This window comes from Prosthecomicrobium sp. N25, from assembly GCF_037203705.1.
In the GTDB taxonomy this organism is placed as follows: Bacteria; Pseudomonadota; Alphaproteobacteria; order Rhizobiales; family Ancalomicrobiaceae; genus Prosthecodimorpha.
On sequence record NZ_JBBCAT010000002.1, the window covers coordinates 775,406 to 796,162 of the forward strand.

The 20,757-nt window shown below is 71.0% G+C and carries 20 protein-coding genes; 14 read left to right on the forward strand and 6 right to left on the reverse strand.

Annotated features, from left to right (window positions below; genetic code table 11):
• Nucleotides 1–13: 13 nt before the first annotated feature.
• Complete coding sequence (locus tag WBG79_RS18450) at nucleotides 14–1,798, reverse strand: D-alanyl-D-alanine carboxypeptidase family protein (protein WP_337358646.1); 1,785 nt, start codon at nucleotides 1,796–1,798, stop codon at nucleotides 14–16.
• A 313-nt stretch (nucleotides 1,799–2,111) separates the two neighbouring features.
• On the opposite strand from WBG79_RS18450, the gene WBG79_RS18455 reads away from it, so the two are divergent.
• From WBG79_RS18455 to ureG, 9 genes are all read left to right on the forward strand, one after another.
• On the forward strand, nucleotides 2,112–2,972 hold the full coding sequence (locus WBG79_RS18455) for an urease accessory protein UreD (protein WP_337358647.1): 861 nt from the start codon (nucleotides 2,112–2,114) through the stop codon (nucleotides 2,970–2,972).
• A gap of 33 nt (nucleotides 2,973–3,005) precedes the next feature.
• On the forward strand, nucleotides 3,006–3,308 hold the full coding sequence (locus WBG79_RS18460; RefSeq protein WP_337358648.1) for an urease subunit gamma: 303 nt from the start codon (nucleotides 3,006–3,008) through the stop codon (nucleotides 3,306–3,308).
• A gap of 11 nt (nucleotides 3,309–3,319) precedes the next feature.
• Complete coding sequence (locus WBG79_RS18465) at nucleotides 3,320–3,625, forward strand: urease subunit beta (protein WP_337358649.1); 306 nt, start codon at nucleotides 3,320–3,322, stop codon at nucleotides 3,623–3,625.
• Between the two features lie 136 nt (nucleotides 3,626–3,761).
• A complete protein-coding gene (locus tag WBG79_RS27655; RefSeq protein WP_443147489.1) occupies nucleotides 3,762–4,046 on the forward strand; it encodes a hypothetical protein in 285 nt (94 codons plus the stop codon).
• Between the two features lie 105 nt (nucleotides 4,047–4,151).
• Complete coding sequence (gene ureC / locus WBG79_RS18475) at nucleotides 4,152–5,861, forward strand: urease subunit alpha (protein ID WP_337358651.1); 1,710 nt, start codon at nucleotides 4,152–4,154, stop codon at nucleotides 5,859–5,861.
• A 44-nt stretch (nucleotides 5,862–5,905) separates the two neighbouring features.
• Nucleotides 5,906–6,391 (forward strand): DUF29 domain-containing protein, encoded by a 486-nt coding sequence (locus tag WBG79_RS18480; RefSeq protein ID WP_337358652.1) that lies wholly within the window; start codon nucleotides 5,906–5,908, stop codon nucleotides 6,389–6,391.
• A 102-nt stretch (nucleotides 6,392–6,493) separates the two neighbouring features.
• A complete protein-coding gene (locus tag WBG79_RS18485) occupies nucleotides 6,494–7,351 on the forward strand; it encodes an urease accessory protein UreE (RefSeq protein WP_337358653.1) in 858 nt (285 codons plus the stop codon).
• Nucleotides 7,329–8,093, forward strand: coding sequence for an urease accessory protein UreF (locus WBG79_RS18490; RefSeq protein WP_337358654.1), 765 nt, complete (start codon nucleotides 7,329–7,331; stop codon nucleotides 8,091–8,093). The genes WBG79_RS18485 and WBG79_RS18490 overlap by 23 nt, the downstream gene beginning before the upstream one ends.
• On the forward strand, nucleotides 8,090–8,722 hold the full coding sequence (gene ureG, locus WBG79_RS18495) for an urease accessory protein UreG (protein ID WP_337358655.1): 633 nt from the start codon (nucleotides 8,090–8,092) through the stop codon (nucleotides 8,720–8,722). The genes WBG79_RS18490 and ureG overlap by 4 nt, the downstream gene beginning before the upstream one ends.
• A 6-nt stretch (nucleotides 8,723–8,728) precedes the next feature.
• Here ureG and WBG79_RS18500 read toward each other — a convergent pair whose 3' ends face one another.
• Nucleotides 8,729–9,463: a GNAT family N-acetyltransferase gene (locus WBG79_RS18500; RefSeq protein WP_337358656.1), complete on the reverse strand. Its 735-nt coding sequence runs from the start codon at nucleotides 9,461–9,463 to the stop codon at nucleotides 8,729–8,731.
• Between the two features lie 191 nt (nucleotides 9,464–9,654).
• Between WBG79_RS18500 and WBG79_RS18505 the strand changes: the two genes are divergently transcribed.
• Nucleotides 9,655–9,855, forward strand: coding sequence for a hypothetical protein (locus WBG79_RS18505; protein WP_337358657.1), 201 nt, complete (start codon nucleotides 9,655–9,657; stop codon nucleotides 9,853–9,855).
• A 24-nt stretch (nucleotides 9,856–9,879) separates the two neighbouring features.
• Here WBG79_RS18505 and tlpA read toward each other — a convergent pair whose 3' ends face one another.
• Nucleotides 9,880–10,533 (reverse strand): thiol:disulfide interchange protein TlpA, encoded by a 654-nt coding sequence (gene tlpA, locus WBG79_RS18510; protein ID WP_337358658.1) that lies wholly within the window; start codon nucleotides 10,531–10,533, stop codon nucleotides 9,880–9,882.
• 69 nt (nucleotides 10,534–10,602) lie between these two features.
• On the opposite strand from tlpA, the gene argH reads away from it, so the two are divergent.
• The 3 genes from argH (at nucleotide 10,603) to WBG79_RS18525 (ending at nucleotide 15,325) form a co-directional block, all read left to right on the forward strand.
• Entirely contained in the window at nucleotides 10,603–12,021 is a 1,419-nt protein-coding gene (gene argH, locus WBG79_RS18515; protein ID WP_337358659.1) for an argininosuccinate lyase, read from the forward strand.
• A 56-nt stretch (nucleotides 12,022–12,077) separates the two neighbouring features.
• On the forward strand, nucleotides 12,078–12,287 hold the full coding sequence (gene lptM / locus WBG79_RS18520) for an LPS translocon maturation chaperone LptM (protein ID WP_337358660.1): 210 nt from the start codon (nucleotides 12,078–12,080) through the stop codon (nucleotides 12,285–12,287).
• A 248-nt stretch (nucleotides 12,288–12,535) separates the two neighbouring features.
• A complete protein-coding gene (locus WBG79_RS18525) occupies nucleotides 12,536–15,325 on the forward strand; it encodes a TIGR02302 family protein (RefSeq protein WP_337358661.1) in 2,790 nt (929 codons plus the stop codon).
• A gap of 56 nt (nucleotides 15,326–15,381) precedes the next feature.
• Here the strand turns inward: WBG79_RS18525 and WBG79_RS18530 are convergent, their stop codons facing one another.
• The 3 genes from WBG79_RS18530 to WBG79_RS18540 form a co-directional block, all read right to left on the reverse strand.
• Complete coding sequence (locus tag WBG79_RS18530; protein WP_337358662.1) at nucleotides 15,382–16,104, reverse strand: DUF1194 domain-containing protein; 723 nt, start codon at nucleotides 16,102–16,104, stop codon at nucleotides 15,382–15,384.
• Nucleotides 16,101–16,898: a pentapeptide repeat-containing protein gene (locus WBG79_RS18535; RefSeq protein WP_337358663.1), complete on the reverse strand. Its 798-nt coding sequence runs from the start codon at nucleotides 16,896–16,898 to the stop codon at nucleotides 16,101–16,103. Before WBG79_RS18535 ends, WBG79_RS18530 begins: the two co-directional genes overlap by 4 nt.
• 109 nt (nucleotides 16,899–17,007) lie before the next feature.
• Entirely contained in the window at nucleotides 17,008–17,898 is an 891-nt protein-coding gene (locus WBG79_RS18540) for a YihY/virulence factor BrkB family protein (protein ID WP_337358664.1), read from the reverse strand.
• Between the two features lie 237 nt (nucleotides 17,899–18,135).
• Between WBG79_RS18540 and WBG79_RS18545 the strand changes: the two genes are divergently transcribed.
• On the forward strand, nucleotides 18,136–20,700 hold the full coding sequence (locus WBG79_RS18545; protein ID WP_337358665.1) for a DUF3772 domain-containing protein: 2,565 nt from the start codon (nucleotides 18,136–18,138) through the stop codon (nucleotides 20,698–20,700).
• Nucleotides 20,701–20,757 lie beyond the last annotated feature (57 nt).

Sequence of the window (20,757 nt, forward strand, 5' to 3'; positions counted from 1 at the left end):
GCCTCGCGAGGGGTCAGTTCTTCCGGCGCTTGCGCGACGCGTCGTCCTTGTCGTCCACCACCTTGGTGGAGGAGGCCGCGGTCTTGGCCGCGGGCTTGGCGGGTGCCGCGGACGCCCGGCCGGCCGGGGCGGCCGGCTTCGGCGGCGTCACCGCGGCACGGGCGGCCGCGGGCTTCGGCTTCGGGAGCGGGTAGGCCTCGGCGGCCGGCACCGGGTTCACGGCCACGGGCGCGGCCGCGGCCGGCTGGGGCCGGGCCGCCGGCGGCTCGGCAGGTGGCGTCGGGCCGGCGATGACCATCGGGGCGCCGGTCGCGGGCGGCAGACTGGCGGCCACGCCGGCTCCTGAGGCCGGGCCGGTGGCGGGCTTGGGGGGCTCCGTCGAGAAGCCCGGGAAGAGACTGAAGGCGCGGCTGGTGATCGAGGCGGCCGGCACGTCGATCTCGGGCTTGTCGGCCTTCGGCGGGGGCGGGAAGAGGGAGCCGGGAGCCGGGGCCGCGCGCGGCCCCGTCTCGGACACGAGGGCGCTCACCTGCGGGACGGGCGCGGCCGGCGGCTTGGCATCGGGCACGACGATCGGTCCGGTCGCGACGGCGGTCGTGCCGGGATCGGGCAGCGGATCGGCACCGCCTGTGTAGACCTTGACCGGCGGGCCGATGTCGAAGCGGGCGGTCAGGAAGGAGTTGGGCTGGGCCTTCCGGCCCTTCGCGGGCTGCTGGCCCGGGAATATGACGCCGTTCTGACCTTCCTCCGGGGCGGGGGCCTGGGCCTGCAGCGGCTCGTCGGCGTCCTCTCCGACCGGCTTGCGGTTGCGGCCGCAGACCTCGTCGCGGATGTTCTGCACCGGACGGGCGGCCTCGGGCCCCGCCTGCATGGTTTCGATCGTCTCCTTGGCGCCGCCGCCGAACAGGCCGGCGAGGACGTTGCCGCTCGACTGGAAGCCCCGGGTGAACAGCTCCGCGGCCTTCTCGGCGCGGCTGCGGGCGTTGGGCGAACCGAGCACCACGGCCACGAGCCGGCGGTTGTCGCGGGTCACCGTGGCGACGACGTTGAAGCCGGAGGCACAGATGAAGCCCGTCTTCATGCCGTCCGTGCCGGGGAAGCGGTCCATCAGATGATTGTGGTTGCGCAGCGTGATCTTGCCGAACTGGATCGCGGGCAGCTTGAAATAGTCGGCATATTCGGGGAATTCGCGGATGAGGGCGCGCGCCAGCAGGCCGAGGTCGCGCGCGGTCGTGTGCTGGCGCTCGTCGGGCAGGCCGTTGGGGTTGCCCCAGACGGTGCCGGTCATGCCGAGCCGGCGGGCGTGGCGGTTCATCTCCTCCACGAAGGCGTCCTCGGAGCCGGAGACGGCCTCGCCGAGCGCCCAGGCGACGTCGTTCGCCGACTTCACCATGATGATCTTCAAGGCGTTGTCGACGGTGACCACGGTCCCGACCGGAAAGCCCATCTTGCTCGGCGGCTGGCTCAGCGCGGCGGCGGACATGACGACCGGCGATGTCAGCTTCATGCGGCCCGACCGGATCGCCTGGAAGGTGACATAGGTCGTCATCAGCTTGGTGACCGAGGCCGGATACCAGGCCTGGTGGGCGTTCTTCTTGTCGAGCACCTCGCCGGTCTTGGCGTCGAAGAGCAGCCAGGCGTGGGCATACTGGGCGCGGGCGTCCCCAGCGGTGGAGACCTGGAGGCCGGCCGCGACGGCGAGCGGGAGCAGGCCCGCGCGGAGCCACTGCGCGACGCGGCCCGTCCGGAGCCCGGGAGCGGCGGGGGTCGGCGAGGGGCGGTTCGGGAACGATCGCATCACTGCTCCGGGTCGGCCGAACGGTCCCGATTCGCGCGACGGGACCGCAGGCTCGGGGCCCCAATCCCATAAGCGATTTCGGTGCCTGCGGCAAAGGCCCCACCGGGCCGATCGCGGGTTGTCCCCGGGCGGGCCGGGATCTGATCGCTTCTTGTGCAGGGGGCCTTGGAATTGGGCAAGAGCACGCCTGTGCATTCGATAGCGATCCCGGCAAGATGCGAATGAATCGGACCACAATGCGGCGTGCCCGCTGGCCCCGCTCTTGCTCTCCCTCGCAGACCGACAACGCTCCAACGGAGGAGACCGTTCGCCCATGCCTCTCGACGGCGCCGCGCCGACCGCCCTGGAGGGCCCCGCTCCGCCGGCGCTGCAGCGGGCGCGCGGGCGCGCGGAGGTCGCCTTCCGGGCCGGCCCGGAAGGCCGGACGCGGCTGGAACGGCTCTTCCAAGAGGGGCAGGCGAAGATCCGGCTGCCGGCCGTGCATGGAGGGCCGCCGGTCGCGGTCCTGATCAATACCGCCGGCGGGGTGACGGGGGGCGACCGCCTCGCCTATGCGGCCACCTGGGGTGCGGGCGCGCGGGCGACCGTGACCGCGCAGGCGGCCGAGCGGATCTACCGCTCCACCGGCGAAGCGGGCCATATCGACGTGGCGCTGACTGTGGGTCCGGGGGCCGAGGCCGAGTGGCTGCCGCAGGAGACGATCCTGTTCGACCGGGGCCGCATCCGCCGCCGCCTCGAGGTGGATCTCGCGGCCGACGCTTCGCTCCTGATGGTGGAGACGGTGGTGTTCGGGCGCGGCGCCATGGGCGAGCGCGTCCGCGGCGGCGAGATCGTGGACCACTGGCGCATCCGCCGCGACGGCCGCCTCCTCTTCGCCGACAGCCTGCGGGTGACCGGCGACAGCGTGTCGGTCCTGGCGGGAGCGGCGACCGGGGCGGGAGCGACCGCCCTGTCGACCGTGGTTCTCGTGGCTCCGGACGCCGCCGGACGCCTGGACGCGGTCCGGGAGGTCCTTCAGGCCGGGCCGGGCGCGGTGGAGAGCGGCGCCAGCGCGCTGGACAGACTGCTCGTCATCCGCTTCCTTTCCCTTTCCGCGCAGGCACTCCGGGCGGAACTCGTCCGGGTCCTCGAAGCCCTCCGGGGCCGGCCGCTCCCGCGCGTCTGGTCCTGCTGATCCCCGTCCCTTGAGCCGTCGCGAGACCCCCGCATGAACCTCACACCCCGCGAAAAGGACAAGCTTCTCATCGCCATGGCGGCGATCGTGGCGCGCAGGCGCCTCGAGCGCGGCGTGAAGCTCAACCACCCGGAGGCGATCGCGCTCATCTCCGATTTCGTCATGGAGGGGGCCCGCGACGGGCGGACCGTCGCCGACCTGATGGAGGCGGGGGCGCATGTGGTGACGCGCGATCAGGTGATGCCCGGCATCGCCGAGATGATCCACGACGTGCAGGTCGAGGCGACCTTTCCGGACGGGGTGAAGCTCGTCACCGTCCACGAACCGATCCGCTGAGGGAGGCAGGCATGATCCCGGGTGAAGTCATCACGGCCGCGGGCGAGATCGAGCTCAACGCAGGGCTGCCGACCGTCACGCTCGACGTCGCCAACACGGGGGACCGCCCCGTCCAGGTCGGATCGCACTACCATTTCTTCGAGACGAATCCGGGCCTCGCCTTCGATCGCGAAAGGGCGAGGGGCATGCGGCTCGACATTCCGGCGGGCACCGCCGTGCGCTTCGAACCGGGCCAGACCCGCACGGTGACGCTGGTGCCGTTCCGCGGCCGGCGCGAGGTCTACGGCTTCCGGCAGGCCGTGATGGGGAAATTGTGAACGCACTGCTTCTCTGGTCAGGTTCAACTTCTCTCAAAAAGTACGGAGAAGTGCGGTGAGCAAGCATCAGGTGATGCGGATCGACGCGAAGAGCTCCGCGAAAGGGCAGGTCACGATTCCCGCCGAGATCCGGGAGTTGATCGGGCTCGCCCCCGGCGGCTCGGTGCAATTCGTCTCCAACGACAAGGGCGAGGTCCGGCTGATCGCGAAGCGAAAGGACATAGGCCACCTGTTCGGGATCTTTGGACCGCAGGACTGCTCTGGACTTTGCGCAAGAGCGGTGGCTACGACCGGGAAAAACTTGCGGACGTCCCTACAGGCCTGCTCGCCGCCCAGAATCTCGTCGTCGAACGCTCCGATCTCGTGGCACGTGCACTCTTCACCTTTCAGTCGGGCGGCCCGGGCTTTGCCGACTGCCTGATTGCCGAACTCAACGGCGCTGCCGGTGCGGTCGAGACCGTGACCATCGACGGCAAAGCCAAGACCAGCACTCACTTCGTCCCTCTGGCCTGAGGTTATCCGCCCCATGTCCTTCAAGATCTCCCGCCCCGCCTATGCCGACATGTTCGGGCCGACCGTCGGCGACAAGGTGCGGCTCGCCGACACCGACCTGATCGTCGAGGTGGAAAAGGACTTCACCACCTATGGCGAGGAGGTGAAGTTCGGCGGCGGCAAGGTCATCCGCGACGGGATGGGTCAAGCGCAGACGACGCGGGCCGAGGGGGCGGTCGACACGGTCATCACCAACGTGCTGATCCTGGACCACTGGGGCATCGTCAAGGCCGACGTCGGCCTGAAGGACGGCAAGATCGCCGCCATCGGCAAGGCCGGGAACCCGGACGTGCAGCCCGGCGTCGACATCATCGTCGGGCCCGGCACGGAGGCGATCGCCGGCGAGGGCAAGATCCTGACCGCCGGCGCGCTCGATACCCACATCCACTACATCTGCCCGCAGCAGATCGACGAGGCGCTGATGTCTGGCGTCACCACGATGCTCGGTGGCGGCACCGGGCCGGCGACCGGCACGGCGGCGACCACCTGCACGCCCGGGCCCTGGCATCTGCGGCGGATGATCGAGGCGGCGGAGGCCTTCCCGATGAACCTCGCCTTCGCGGGCAAGGGCAACGCGTCGCTCCCCGCCGGTCTCGTCGAGCAGGTCAGGGCCGGGGCCAGCGCTCTGAAGCTGCACGAGGACTGGGGGACGACGCCCGCGGCCATCGACAACTGCCTCGCGGTGGCGGACGAGTACGACGTGCAGGTGATGATCCACACCGACACGCTGAACGAATCCGGCTTCGTCGAGGACACGGTGGCGGCCTTCAAGGGCCGCACGATCCACGCCTACCACACCGAGGGCGCGGGCGGCGGCCACGCGCCGGACATCATCAAGGTGGCGGGACTGCCGAACGTCATCCCGTCGTCCACCAATCCGACCCGGCCCTACACGCGCAACACGCTCGACGAGCATCTCGACATGCTCATGGTCTGTCACCACCTGGACCCGTCCATCCCGGAGGACGTCGCCTTCGCGGAAAGCCGGATCCGGCGCGAGACGATCGCGGCGGAGGACATCCTGCACGACATGGGGGCCTTCTCGATCGTGTCCTCCGACAGCCAGGCGATGGGCCGCGTCGGCGAGGTGCTGATCCGCACCTTCCAGACCGCCCACAAGATGCGCGTCCAGCGCGGCCGCCTGAAGGAGGAGAGCGGCGAGAACGACAACGTGCGGGTCAAGCGCTACATCGCCAAGGTGACCATCAATCCGGCGATCGCGCACGGGCTGTCGAAATACGTGGGCTCCGTCGAGGTCGGCAAGTTCGCCGACCTGGTGCTTTGGACGCCGGCCTTCTTCGGCGTGAAGCCGGACCTCATCCTGAAGCTCGGCACCATCGCGGCGGCCCCCATGGGCGATCCGAACGCCTCCATCCCGACGCCGCAGCCGGTGCACTACCGGCCGATGTTCGGGGCCTACGGCAAGGCACTGTCGCGCTCGGCGATCACCTTCGTGTCGAAGGCCGCCTACGAGGCGGGCATCGCCGAGGCGCTCGGGCTCGACAAGGTGGTGCTGCCGGTGGAGAACACCCGCGGGATCGGCAAGGCCTCGATGGTCCACAACGCGGCGACGCCGGTGATCGAGGTCGACCCGGAGACCTACGAGGTCAGAGCCGACGGCGAACTCCTCACCTGTGAACCGGCCTCCGAACTGCCGATGGCACAGCGCTACTTCCTGTTCTGAGGCCCTTGCTGTTCCGGGATGGGCGTACGCGCTATGATGGGATCATGAACGCACCTGAACGAAAACCTGTCCGGATGCCGCCCGCCAGATCCCTCAGCTACGACGGCGACTACTACGCGTGGACACAGGATCAAGGCGAACGTCTCAAGGCGCACCGCCCCGAGGGACTCGACTGGGAGAACCTGGCCGAGGAGGTCGAGAGTTTTGGAAGGTCGCAGAAGCGCGAGATCGAAAGCAGCCTGACGGTGCTCCTGGCGCACCTCCTCAAATGGGAGCACCAACCGACAAGGCGTAGCGGCAGCTGGCGAGCCACGATCGCAGAGCTACGAGACAGAATCGCCCGAGAGTTGGAGGACAGTCCAAGTCTGCGAGGCCATCCTGCGGGCGTACTCACGGCCGAGTACAGGCTCGCGCGGATGAGGGCCGCCGCCGACATGGGGATTGCTCCCAGTGAGCTTCCGGAGGATTGCCCCTACTCGGCCGGCGAAGCCCTGGACCCCGAGTTTCTGCCCGGTTCACCGGAGGCCTGAGCCTGTGATCTGGCAATCGCCTTCGTCCTCATCAGGCTTCTATCCGTCCGCTACAGTTCGACCGCCTGCCGGCACCCGACCGGCTCATCCCTGGACACGCCCATGAACCGCGCCACCGCCATCGCCGCCGCCGGGACCTATCCGGCAACCGCCATCGCCGACACGATCGAGCTCGACTACGAGGACCGCAGCCGACGCCGCCTCGCCATGACGGGCGCGCGCGGGACCGCGTTTCTGCTCGACCTCGCCGAGACGCCGTCGCTCCGGCACGGGGACGGCATCGTGCTCGACGGCGGGCGGATCGTCGCCGTCGCCGCCAAGGCGGAACGGCTGGCGGAGGTACGCTCGTCCGATCCGCATCTTCTCGCGCGCATCGCCTGGCATCTCGGCAACCGGCACACGCCCGCCGAGATCCGGCCGGACGGGATCCGCCTGCGGGACGACTACGTGCTGGTGGAGATGCTGAAGAAGCTCGGCGCAACCGAGATCCGCTTCGTCACCGAGGCCTTCAATCCGGAGGGCGGGGCCTACGGGCACGGCCACACGCTGGCGCACGACCACGCGCCCCGTCCCGCCGCGGCGGCGTCGCCGGCCGCCGTCCCCGCCGACGATCCCGAGATGGCGGCCGCGCTGGAGCGGCGCCGCCAGCGGCTCGCCAAGCGGGCCGTCGCGGAGGCGGAGCATGTCCACGGGCCGGGCTGCGGCCACGACCATCATGGTCACGACCACCATGGGCATGATCACGATCATCATCATGACCATGATCACCAGGGACACGACCATGCGCAGGGCGATGCGCATGCGCAGGGTCATGCCGATCATCATGACCATGACCATGGCCACGACCATGCCCACGGCCACGACCACTCGCACGGCCCGGGCTGCGGCTGCGGGCACGGCCACCACGCTCACGACCCTTCCCACGGCGATCACGGGCATGCCGGCCACCGGCATCGCTGAGGGTCTCGCCGCTCGTCCCGAGGGGGCCGGGCCTCCGTCCGGGGCGGCGCCCGCGGGGCTCCTGGAGCTGATGGTCTGGCTCTCGCCCGCCTTTCCGGTGGGCGGCTTCACCTATTCGCACGGGCTCGAATGGGCGATCGAGGACGGGTCGGTCCGGACCGCGGCGGACCTGCAGGCCTGGCTCGGCGACGTGCTGCGCCACGGGGCCGGGCGCAACGACGCCATCCTGTTCGTCCGGGCGTTCCGGGCGGCCGCTGCGGAAGACGCGGAGGCCCTCGCCGAGGTGGTGGAGCTCGCCGCCGCACTCCAGCCGACGCGGGAGCGCAGGCTTGAGGCGAGCCAGCAGGGCGCCTCGTTCATGCGCGCCGTCTCGGACACCTGGCCGCACCCGCGCCTGGCGGCGCTCGTCGTCGGGCTCGAGGCCCGCCTCGGCGCTCCGCCGCCCTGGACCTACGCGGTCGCTGTCGCGACCGCGGCGGCGGCGCACGGGATCGGGCTGGAGGCGGCGCTGCCGGCCACCCTCCAGGCCTTCGCAGCCAACGTGGTCTCGGCCGGGGTGCGCGCCGTGCCGCTCGGGCAGACGGAGGGGCTCAGGATCGTGAAGGCCCTCGGGCCGGTCGTCGCGGCCCTCTGCGAAGGGGCGAAAGGGGCGACGCTCGACGACCTCGGCGGCGCGGCGGTGCGCGCCGACATCGCCTCCATGAAGCACGAAACCCAGTACACGAGGCTTTTCCGCTCATGACCGCCGCAGCCGCCGTCAAGTCTCCCCATGGCCCGCTCCGGGTCGGCATCGGCGGGCCCGTCGGGTCCGGCAAGACAGCGTTGATGGACGCGCTCTGCCAGCGCTTCCGCCAGCGCTACGACATTGCGGCCATCACCAACGACATCTACACCAAGTGGGACGCCGACTACCTCGTCCGGAGCGGGGCCCTGCCGGCGGAGCGGATCATGGGCGTGGAGACGGGCGGCTGCCCGCACACGGCCATCCGGGAGGACGCCTCGATCAACCTCGCCGCGGTGGCCGAGATGCGGGCGCGGTTTCCGAACCTGGACCTGATCCTGATCGAATCGGGCGGCGACAACCTGGCGGCGACCTTCTCGCCGGAACTCGCGGATATCACGATCTACGTCATCGACGTGGCCGCCGGCGAGAAGATCCCCTCCAAGGGCGGCCCGGGCATCACCCGCTCCGACCTCCTGGTCATCAACAAGATCGACCTCGCCCCGATGGTCGGCGCCTCGCTGGAGGTGATGGACCGGGATGCCCGACGGATGCGCGGGAGCCGGCCCTTCGTGTTCACCAACATCAAGACCGGCGAGGGGGTCGACGCGGTCGTCCGGTTCGTCGAGACCGCCGGCGGGCTCGGCTGACCCCCGTCAGAGCGGCTTCTCGCGGTAGTGATAGAGGAAGATCCGCTCGAAGCCGCGACCGCCGTAGAGGCGCTGGGCGATCGGGTTGGCGGCCTCGACATGGAGGAGGGCGCGGCCGGCGCCCTGCGCGCGGCCCCAGGCCATCAGGCTCTCGACGAGGCGGGCGCCCAGCCCGCGGCCGCGTGCGGCCGGGTCGACCGCGATCGCCTGCAGGACCACGAGGCCGCGGCTCGCGACCGCCATGCCGAAGCCGACGTCCGCCCCGCCCTCGTTGAGCGTCACGAAGGTCTTCGGCGCGGCCACCCGGTCCGTGATGGCGCGGAAGGCTTCGGGCAGGAAATCCCGGCGCGGGTTCGCGGCCGCGTAGCGGGCGAGCCAATCCGCGGACAGCTCCGGCTCGAAGCGGACGGCCGGGTCGGGGCGCGCCGCCGCGGTCGGGGCCAGCATGCCCTGCGAGGGCTTGCCGTCCTGGTAGCCGCGCGCTGCCAGGCGGTCGTCGAGGTCGGGCGCGGCGAGCGGGGTGAGGCGGACGACGGCGGGCAGGCCGGCCGCCCGGTACCGGGCTTCGATGGCCTCGAGCGCTGCCTCGTCCAGGTCGGCACCGGCCACGAGTGCGTTGGCGGAGTTAGCGCGGTGGGTGTAGCCGCCCGCGCGGCGGACGAGCCACTGGCCCATGCGCGTCTCCTCGATCCCGGGCCAGGCGGCCAGGGCGCAGTCTTCGCAGAGTTCGAGATCGTCCACGGTTTCATCCCGGATCGGGCGGGCCCGCCTCCGGCCCGCGGCTGCCGTCCGGGGGCGACGGGGTCCGGACGAGGAGATTTTTTCCGGTTCGGGAGGGATCGGCAACCTTTCCTTTACCCCCGTCTGCGACAGTCTTCGTCGACGGGGTTCGAAGGTTCTGTGTGCCCCCGTCCCCTTTCCGGAGCCGCCGGATGGATCCCGTTTCCCTCGCGGTTTCGTTGATGAGCGCGCAGTCCTCGTCGCGCGCCCAGATCATGGCGGCCTCATTCATCAAGAGCAACGCCGAGAGCCAGCAGGCCGTCGCCGGTCTACTGGAAGCGTCCTCCCAGAATCTTCAGAAACTCGCCGAGCAGGCCGCAGGTCTCGGCGCAAACCTCGACGTCACGGTATGAACGACCGGGTCCGAGACCCGATCATCAGCGTCCCAGGGCGGCCTTGATCAGGGCTTCCCCATCGCGATGGTCCCATTCGGCCGGGCCGTTCATGGTGCCGATCTCGCATCCGTCCGGACCCACCAGCATGGTCGTCGGCATGCCGCGCGAGCGCCCGCGCTGCTGCAGGGTCTTGAAGATGCCGATGGTCGGGTCGGCGTAGTTCACCAGCGTCTCGACCTTGATCTCCTCCAGGAAGCGCTTCGGCTTCTCCGGGTCCTTGGTGTCGATGTTGACGGTCACCACCTCGAAGTCCGGGGCGGCGAGCGAGCGGGCGACACGGTCGAGCGCCGGCATCTCCAGACGGCAGGGCACGCACCAGGTGGCCCAGAGGTTCAGGAGCACGGTCTTGCCGGCCCAGTCGGCGAGCCTCGCGGGGCTGCCATCGGGCCGCATGAAGCCGAGGTCGGCGACGGACAGCGGCTTCTCGGCCGGTACCATCGCGGCGACCTGACCCTTGACCAGGGAAGCCACCCGGCCCGCTGCGGCGAGGGACGCCTTGCATGAGGCGGCGGCCTGACCGTTGCGCTCGAAGCCGCCGATCCCGTATACCGCGCCCATGCCCAGCGCGATGCCCGCGAGGGCGGCGCCGGCGACGATGCCGAGCCTCTTCCTGGATGCGCCGGACGTCGATGTCATCGTGACTCCCTGCCGGAGGAACGCGCAACGCCGAGATAGGCATCCGGCGCGCGCCAGTCGAGGTGGACCATGTCGAATCGTATGTGGGGCGGCCGATTCACCACGGGACCGGACGCGGTGATGGAGGAGATCAACGCGTCGATCGGCTTCGACCGCAAGCTCTACGCCCAGGACATCCGCGGCTCCAAGGCCCACGCTTCGATGCTCGCCGCCCAGGGCATCATCGCGGCGGACGATGCCGTGAAGATCCAGGCGGGTCTAGACACGATCCTGTCAGAGATCGAGGCCGGCCGGTTCGAGTTCAAGCGCAGCCTCGAGGACATCCACATGAATGTGGAGTCGCGGCTCGCCGAACTCGTCGGACCGGCCGCCGGGCGGCTGCACACGGCCCGCTCGCGCAACGACCAGGTGGCGCTCGACGTCAAGCTCTGGGTGCGCGACACGCTCGACCATCTGGATGCCCAGGTGACCGAACTGATGCAGGCGCTGGCCGAGAAGGCGCTCGCCGAGGCCGGAACGGTGATGCCCGGCTTCACCCATCTCCAGTCGGCCCAACCGGTCACCTTCGGGCACCACATGCTGGCCTATGTGGAAATGCTCGCCCGCGACCGGGGGCGGCTCCGGGACGCGCGGGCCCGCCTCAACGAGTGCCCGCTCGGCGCGGCCGCGCTCGCCGGCACCTCCTTCCCGATCGACCGGCAGGCGACCGCGGCCGCGCTCGGCTTCGACCGGCCGACCGCGAATTCGCTCGACAGCGTCGCGGACCGCGACTTTGCGCTCGAGGCGCTGTCGGCCGCCTCGATCTGCGCGGTCCACCTCTCCCGTTTCGCCGAGGAGATCGTGATCTGGACGTCGGCGCAATTCCGGTTCGTCCGGCTCTCCGACAAGTTCACGACCGGCTCCTCGATCATGCCGCAGAAGCGCAACCCGGACGCCGCCGAGCTCGTGCGCGCCAAGACGGGGCGCATCATGGGATCCTCGGCGGCGCTGACGATGATCATGAAGGGCCTGCCGCTGACCTATTCGAAGGACATGCAGGAGGACAAGGAGCAGATCTTCGACGGGCTGGAGTCGCTCTCTCTGGCGCTCGCCGCGATGACCGGCATGGTCCGCGACATGGTGCCGGATCCGGCAGTCCTGAGGAAGGCGGCGGGCGCCGGCTACGCGACAGCGACCGACCTCGCCGACTGGCTGGTGCGCCGCCTCGGCATCCCGTTCCGGGAGGCCCACCACGTCACCGGCCGGATCGTCGGGATCGCGGCCGCGGCGGACTTGCCGCTCGAGAAGGTGCCCCTCGCCGAGATGCAGGCGGTCCACGCCGGCATCACCGAGGAGGTCTTCGAGGTGCTCGGCGTGGCGCGCTCGGTGGCCAGCCGGACCAGCTACGGCGGGACGGCGCCGAAGAACGTGCGCCAGCAGGCCAAGGCCTGGCTGAAGCGGCTCGGCAAGGAAGCGGCCGCGCCGGCACGGCGCGAAGGTCCGGCGTGACGCGCGCCGCGCGGTCCGCTAGGCTCCGCCGATCGACCCGGAGATCGTCCCCGCCCATGGCTCTTCCGTCCAGGCTCCCGACCGTCGCGGCGCTCTTGGCGCTCGGGCTCGTGCTCACGGCCTGCGGGCGCCGCGGCGATCCCGAGTTCGTCTCCGAGGAGCGGGCCGCGGCCCCGCCGGCGGCCGGCAGCCTGGTGGCCCCGGCACCGCGCGCCACCGAGCCCGTGAAGCCGAAGCAGCCCTTCGTGCTCGACCGGCTGCTGTGAGCCGGGCACCGGTCGCGCCCGCCCCGCGCAGGGCCGGCCCGACACCGGCGCGTCACTTTCGCCGCTGTTGACGATGGACGGGGCGGTCCGGATGTGGAACATTTTCGTATCCGGGTGACGTTCGGGGGAACGGCGCCGTGGCAAGCACGTTCGAGGGCCGGACGGGGCGCGGCCCGGTTCCGGCTATCACGGAGAGAGGGACGGCCGGGGGGCCAGGGTCGGACGGACCCGCAGCGAGGAGAGGTCGTTTGACCACGCGCCCGACGGACACGAACCCGGACCCCGGCGGCATCGGCCGCCAGAACGCCGCCCTGGAGCGCCGCATCGCCGGCGCCGTTTCGCGAGCCCGGATCGCCCTCCTGTGGGAAGACCTCTGGCCCCGGCTCGCCTGGCCGGCCGGGGTGATCGCGGCGTTCCTGGCCGCCTCCTGGCTCGGGCTCTGGCTCGTGGCGCCGGAGGGGATCCGAGTCGCCGGTCTGGCGCTGTTCGCCCTGGCGTTCCTGGCCTCGCTCCTGGCGTTCCGCGGTTTCCGCGCGCCCGGCCGCGAGGCCGCGCTGGCGCGCGTGGAGGCGACCTCCGGGTACCGGCACCGGCCGCTCGCCACCTTCGAGGACCAGCTTCCGGCGCAGGCCGACCCGATCGCGCGGGCTCTATGGGACGAGCATCGCGCGCGCATCCTGCGGGCGGTGGCTGGCCTGAAGGCCGGCACGCCGCGTCCGGGGCTGGCGCGGCGCGACCGCTTCGCGCTCAGACCCGTGCTCGGGCTCCTGCTCTTCGTTGGGCTCTTCGCCGGCGCGGGCGAGTGGTCGAGCCGCATCACCGCCGCCTTCAGCGGGCCGGTCGCGCCCGAGCCGCCGCAGGCCCGCATGGACGCCTGGGTGACGCCGCCGGCCTATACAGGCCGGCCGCCGATCTTCCTCACCGGCCAGACCCCGCCGGCGACCGAGCCGGACGGCACGATCCGCGTGCCCGAGGGCAGCCTGCTGGTCCTGCGGACGCCGGCGCCCAAGGAGGGCGGGCCGGCGACGACGGTCCGTATCGCCAGCGCGGGCGGCAGCCGCACGGTCGACGCCAAGGCGCCCGATGCCGAGGCGACCCGCGCGGCCGAGCGCAAGCCGGCCCGGACGGAGCAGGGCGGCGCGCCGGGCGCGCGCCCGACCGCCGCCACGGCGTCCGCCGCCGATACGCTCGTCGAGCACGAGGTGGCGCTGGCCGAGCCCGCGACCGTCACGGTCGCGCGCGGCGACAGGCCGGCGGCGAACTGGCGCTTCTCCGTGGATCCCGACCTCGATCCGAAGATCCGCCTCGTCGGCAAGCCCGAGGTGCAGCGGACCGGGTCCGTGAAGGTGGTCTACGAGGTCTCGGACGACTATGGGGTGGTGGCCGCGGAGGCGCGATTCGAGCCGACCGCCGAGGCCTACGCCATCGCGTCCACCGCCTCCACGGTGCGGCCGCTGGTGGGGGCGCCGGAATTCCCGCTGACCCTGCCCCAGGGCCGGGCCAAGACGGGCCAGGCCCAGACCTTCCGCGACCTCGCCTCGCACCCCTGGGCGGGCGCGACGGTGAAGATGACGTTGGTCGCGCGCGACGAGGCCAACCAGGAGGGACGGTCGGAGACGGTCGAGTTCCGCCTGCCGGAGAAGAACTTCTCCAAGCCGCTCGCCCGCGCGCTGATCGAGCAGCGCCGGGTGCTGGCGCTCGACGCCAACCGGGCGCCCCGCGTGATCGACGCGGTGGACGCGCTGATGATCGCGCCGGAGAGGTTCACCCCGGAGGCTCCGGTCTATCTCGGCCTCAGGATGGTGCACCGGACCCTCCTCAAGGCGAAGTCGGACGACGACCTGCGCGCCGCGCTCGACCTGATCTGGCAGGTCGCCCTGTCGATCGAGGACGGCGACCTGACGGCGGCCGAGAAGGCGCTGCGCGACGCCCAGGAGGCCTTGCGCAAGGCGATCGAGCAGGGGGCCTCCGAGCAGGAGATCGCCAAGCTCACGCAGGAACTGCGCGACGCCCTGGACCGCTATCTGCGCGAGTTCGCGCAGCGTGCCCTGCAGAACCCGCAGGCGCGGGCGCCGAACGATCCGAACCAGCGCACCATGCGCAAGCAGGACCTGGACCGGATGCTGAACCGGATCGAGGACCTCGCCAAGACCGGGTCGCGGGACGCCGCCAAGCAGCTCCTGTCGCAGCTGCAGCAGATGCTGGAGAACCTGCAGGCTGGCCGGCCGCAGCGGCAGCAGAACGGGCAGCAGGGCGAGATGTCCGAGATGATGGACAAGCTCGGCGAGCTGATCCAGCGGCAGCAGCAGCTGATGGACCGCACGCACCGGGCCGATCCCCGCAACCAGCAGGGCAACCGCCAGGGCCAGCGCCGGCCGCAGCAGGGCCAGAACGGCCAGCCCGAGAAGCCGATGACGCCGGAGGAGCTGGCGCAGGCCCTGAAGGACCTCCGCCAGAAACAGCAGGAGCTTCAGCAGGCGCTCAAGGAACTGCAGGACCGCATGGCCCAGCAGGGCATGGGGCAGCAGGGCCAGGAGGGCAAGCAGGGGCAGCAGGGTCGCCAGGGACAGCAGGGCCGGCAGGGCCAGGGCCAGCAGGGCCAGGGGCAGGCGGGCCGCGGGGAGCGCGGGCAGGGCCAGGGCCAGGGCCAGGGGCCCTTCGGGGAAGCCGGCGAGGCGATGGGCGACGCGAGCGACGCGCTCGGCGACGGCCAGCCCGGTGAGGCCACCGGCGCCCAGGGACGGGCACTCGACGCGCTCCGGCAGGGGGCGCGGGATCTCGCCGACCAGATGGCGCAGCAGCAGGGCCAGGGCCAGCCGGGCGTCGGGCCGGAGGGCGAATCCTCCATGAACGACGATCCGCTCGGGCGCCCCCGCCGGCACGACGGACCGGACTATTCCAACACCGTCAAGGTGCCCGACGAGATCGACGTGCAGCGCGCCCGCCGCATCCTGGAGGACATCCGGCGTCGGCTGGGCGAGAACTACCGCCCGCAATTCGAGCTGGACTACCTGGAGCGGCTGCTCAGAAACGAGTGAGGGGCGGCTCCGGACCGGGGCCGTTCGGCGTCGTCGCCGGGCTCGACCTCGGAGCCCTAGCGGGCGCTGACCTCGGTCAGGAACTTCTGGCGAATCGCGCGGCCGAAATCCCGGTAGCCATCGGCCGGGACCACGAAGGAGGCGGGGCCGCCCTGGATGTTGCGGCGGTACCAGTCCTCGAGAGTCGCCTTCTCGTCGCCCTCCAGGATCGGCAGGCCGTTGACGGTCGTGTCCATGGCCACGAGGGCGTCGCGCTCGGCGGCCGGCGGCACGGCGGAATTGCAGTTGTCGCGGCCGTCCCCGGAGACGTCCACGACGAAGCGGTCGGCCTCGAAGGCGAGCGTGGCGCGGAGCTTGGCGGCGGCGAAGTGCAGCATGGCACCCGCACAGGTGAAGTCACCGGGCCGGCGCGGCGCGTTGCGGACGGTGGCGGCGAGCCGGTAGGCGTCGTCGCGGCTCGCGACCCGCATCCACGGGATGGTGACGCTCTGCCGGTCGGACCATTGCACGAGCGTGATGGCGACCGCGCCGCGTGCGCCGCCGAGGATCGCCTTCTGGATGGCGGGGTCCTCGAGCGCGCGGGCGATGCCTTCCATCTGCAGGCGGAAGCGTTCCTCGTCCACCGAACTCGAGACATCGACGGCCAGGACGAGGGCCGTGTCGACGCCGATCTTCGGATCGATGCCCGCCGCGCGGGCCGGAGGACCGGCGACGAAGAGACCGGCTGCGAGGACGAAGGCCGCGGCCCGCCGCCCTACCCCGATGCGGGCCTGCGTCACGGGCGCACCCGGTCCCGGTTCATGGCCCGGTCCCAGCCGATCGCCGCGTCCAGGCCGCGCACGTCGCGCAAGGTCGCCAGTTCGACATTGGCGTCCGTCAGGTCGGCGCCGGCGAGGTTCGCCCCGGTCAGGTCGACGCCCGTGAGGTTGGCGCCGACCAGACGGGCACCGGTCAGGTCGGCGCCGACCATCTTCGCCCAGGTGAACTGCACGCCGGTCAGATCCGCCGCATGCAGGTTCGCCCCGGAGAGATCCGCCATCTCCAGGAAGGTGCGGGGGTGCAGCTCGATGACGGTCATCCTGTAGTGGCCGAGCTGGGCTCCGGCGAGGTTGGCGCCGCGCAGGTTCGTGCCGTTCAGGCGCGCGAAGATGCGCGCCCCTGACAGGTCCGCCCCGGCGAAGTTCGGCGCGTCGGCCACCATCCGCATGCCGAGGTCGAGCTCCGTCGTGACCGAGAGCCGCAGAAGGCTGGCGCCGCGCAGGTCGGCCCCGGCGAAGTTCGTCTTCTGCACGGTGGCACGGTCGAGATGGGCGCCTGCGAGCCGGGCGTTGGAGAGGTCGGCATTGGCGACGTCGGCGGCATGCAGGTTGGCCTTGTCGAGCCGCGCGGCCTTGAAGTCGAGGCCCGCGAGATCCAGGAAGGACAGGTCCTTGCCCGCCAGGTCGATCGGCCTGGAGCGGTCAGCACCGGCCAGCAGCCGCGCCACCTGGACGTCGGTCATGTCCGCCGCGCGTGTCTCGGCCGACAGGACCACGCCCGCCACCGCCGCCATGACTGAAAGGAGCCGCCTCACGTCCGTCCGCCTGCGCCTCGCCCGCCCCCTTGGACCGGAGACCGGTGACTATCCCGATATTCGCGTCGCCCCGCAACCGTCCCGGGGCCGCGGCGGGGGCGGTCGCGCGTCACACCCGGCTCGGTGGTGCCTCGCCCTTGAGGACCAGCAGGGCATGGTTGATCTCCGCCCCGAGCAGGAACAGGAGACCGACGATGTAGAAGAAGAGCATCGTGGCGATGATGCCCGCCAGACCCGCGTAGGTGCGCGTGTAGCTCGCGAAATGGGAGAAGTAGTAGGAGAAGACGTAGCCTGCGACAAACCACAGGCCGAGCGTGACGAGAACCCCCGGCAGGACCGTCGAGGCCGTCTGGCGGCGCGCAGGCAGGAAGAGATGAGCGGCGAACAGGAAGCAGAAGACGCCCGCCGAGAAGAACACGAGCGGGAGGTTGTTGAAGTAGGAGTAGTAGGGGATCAGGTCGGGCACGTGCGGGACGAGGAAGTTCCAGACGACCGGCAGGACGACCACCATGAAACCCAGGCCGAGAATCAGGATGCCGCCGACCAGCATGAAGAAGGTGCCCTCCAGCCGGCGGATCAGGAAGTGCCGGCTGTCGTAGGCCCTGTAGGCGTAGTTCAGCCCCATGCGCAGGCTCTCGACCAGTCCCGTCACGATCACGACCAGCAGGGCGGCACCGATCGTCAGCACCTGGGCCTGCGAGCCGGAGAGGACGGCCGTCACCTCGGGCTTCAGGATCTTGACGATCTCGGCCGGCAGGACGGCGAAGATCCCGCCCGTGCCCTCCTCGGCCGCCTTGGCGAGTTCCGCGCCGCCCCAGTAGCCGGCGAGGCCCGTGATCAGGATCATGAAGGGGAACAGCGAGAACAGCACCGAGAAGGCGATGTTGGAGGCGTGCGCGAAGGACTCGTTGCGCAGCAGACCCCAGTAGAAGGCCTCCCAGAAGACCCAGCCGGCGCGCCGGAGGCCCTTGACGGGCGGATGGGTGTGCACGGAGGTCATGAGACGCGGTGAGGCCGCTCGGGTTTGGGGGCGCGCGCGGAACATAGTCGCCACCGGGGCCTTGCACAACCGGCTGACGATCGCTTACCCAGCGATATTGCCCGGCGAGGGACGGCCGCACCATGGTCGCCGCTCGACCCCGTGCCCCTTTTGCCGCAATCTTGGGCGATAGCGCGGCCGTGATTCCGCCGGCCGGCTCGGCCGGCGCCCGAGACGAACCCGAATCGGACGCGACCCTTGAGATCCGGACTGACCCGCCTCCTTCTCCTCCTCGGCTTCGCGGTCGCGCTCGTCGCGGTCGGGCCCGCGCCGTCCCTGCCGGTCGGGGCCGCCGCCCAGCAGGCTCCGGCCCCGGCGCCGGCCGCCGCCGAGGAACCCAAGCGTCCGGAGAACCCGCAGGCGCTGCTCGACGGCTGGAAGGTCGAGATCGACCAGATCGCGGCGGGCGCCCAGCGCCAGAACCTCACCGACCGGCAGCTCGCCGACCTGCGCGCCCGCGCCGAGAACGTCCGCGGCAGGGCCGCGGGCCTCGCCGACCAGTTGACGCCCACCGTCCAGGCGATCGAGGCGCGGCTGAAGCAGCTCGGCCCCGGCCCGCAGCAGCCCAAGGAGGGCGAGCCCGCGCCGACCCCGGAATCCGATGCGGTGAAGCAGGACCGCGAGGTCCAGAACAAGGCGCTCGCCGAACTGCAGGGCTTCGTCAAGCAGGCGAGCCTGATCCAGCTCAAGGCCGACGAGGTCGTCCGCAGCATCGGCGACCGTCGGCGCGACCGCTTCACCCGCGCCTTGTTGGAACAGACCAGCTCGATCGTCGACCCGACGCTCTGGCTCGAGGCCGCCGCCGCCCTGCCGGGGACGCTGCGTGCCTTCGGCTTCCTGATGCGCGACTGGTTCGGCCTCCTCGGCTCCCGGGGGGGAAGCGTCGCCTTCGCGGCGCTCGCGCTCGCCCTGGCCTTCTTCGCGGTCCTGGTCCGGCCGGTCCGCGGCCGCCTCGTCTTCATGACCGTGCGCAGCCCCGACGTCGCCGACCCGCCAGCCCTCAAGGAGGCGGCGGCCGCGGCCGGCATCTTCTTCGTCAACACCGTCCTGCCGCTCGTCGGCCTCGCCTCGATCTACCTCGTCCTCGACTTCTTCGACCTGTCGCCCGACAGCATCGACCAGATGCAGATCGGCCTCATGATCGCGGTCGGGATGGGGGCGGCCATCTACAGCCTGGCGCTCGGCATCCTGGCGCCGGCCAAGCCGCAATGGCGGCTGCTGATCGTGTCGGACCAGGCGGCGCACCGGCTGATGCGGCTCTTCACCGTCCTGGCGATCACGTTCGGCTTCGGCCTCTTCGTGGTCCGCATGCTGCCGGTGCTGGCCGCGCCGCTGCCGCTGGTGATCGCGCTGAACGGGCTCTTCGCCCTCGTCGACATCGTGCTGATGATCCTCTGCCTCAGGACCGTCGCGGCGAGCCTGGCCTCCACCGAGGAGACCGTCGAGTTCGCGGTGCCGGGTCCGGTCGATCCGACGCCGCCGGCGGAGAACCGCCACTCCATCCTCTGGCGCTGGCTCGTGCCGGTGGCCTGGCTGGCGGCGCTCACCGGCATCGCGGCGGGCATCGCCGGCTTCGTCTCGCTGTCGCGCTTCATCGCCAGCGAGATGCTGTGGGCCGGCCTCTGCCTGGCCGCCCTCTACGTGCTGCTGATCCTGGTCGACGAGACCTTCGGGGCGGTCTTCCGGCGTGAGACGGCGGTCGGCTCGTCGCTGACCCGCTCCATGGGGTTCGGGCGGGAGACGGTCGAGCAGCTCGGCGTGGTTTTTTCGGGCGTCAGCCGCCTCGCGCTCATCGGCTTGATGGCGCTGCTCGTCCTCTGGCCGCTCGGCTTCTCGTCGGAGGACCTCGTCGCGGACGCCAAGGCGGCCTTCTTCGGCTTCAAGGTCGGCGGCATCACGGTCTCGATCTCGACGATCCTGCTGGCGCTCGCCACCTTCGTGGTCGCCATCGCGGTGACGCGCGGCATCCAGACCTGGCTCGGCGTCCGCTTCCTGCCGAAGACTCGCCTCGACGCCGGCCTGAAGAACTCGATCCTGACCGCCTTCGGGTATACCGGCACGATCCTGGCGGCGATGCTGGCCTTCTCGACCGTCGGCCTCAACCTCGAGAATATCGCCATCGTGGCCGGCGCGCTGTCGGTCGGCATCGGCTTCGGCCTGCAGTCGATCGTCAACAACTTCGTGTCCGGCCTGATCCTTCTCGCCGAGCGGCCGATCAAGTCCGGTGACATGATCGAGATCGGGGGCGAAAAGGGCTTCGTGCGCAAGATCAACGTGCGCTCGACCGAGATCGAGACCTTCGACCGGGCGAGCCTGATCGTACCGAACTCGTCGCTGATCTCCGGCAACGTCAAGAACTGGATGCACCGCGACCTGACCGGCCGGGTCACCGTCAACGTCGGGGTCGCGTATGACGCGGATCCGGAGAAGGTGCGCGAGATCCTGCTGGCCGCCGCCAAGGCCCACAAGCTGGTCATGCTCTTCCCCGCCCCCTCGGCCTTCTTCACCAATTTCGGCGAGAGCGCGCTGGAATTCCGGTTGGTGGCGACCGTGCCGAACGTGACCGATGCGTTCGGCGTGGAGAGCGACCTGCGCTACGAGATAGTAAAGCGTTTACGATCCGCGGGTATCGAGATCCCCTATGCCCAGCGCGATCTGCACGTCCGCCAGCTCGACGACCTGCGCAAGCTCGCCGAGGACTTCCTGCAAGGGCCCCGCCTCGTGCCGCGGCCGGTGCCGGAGGCCAGGCCCGACGGCGGCTGATCCGCTCTCCCCGACAGCCCCCGCCCCGGGCTCCCGCCGGCCCGCAGCGGCCGGGCG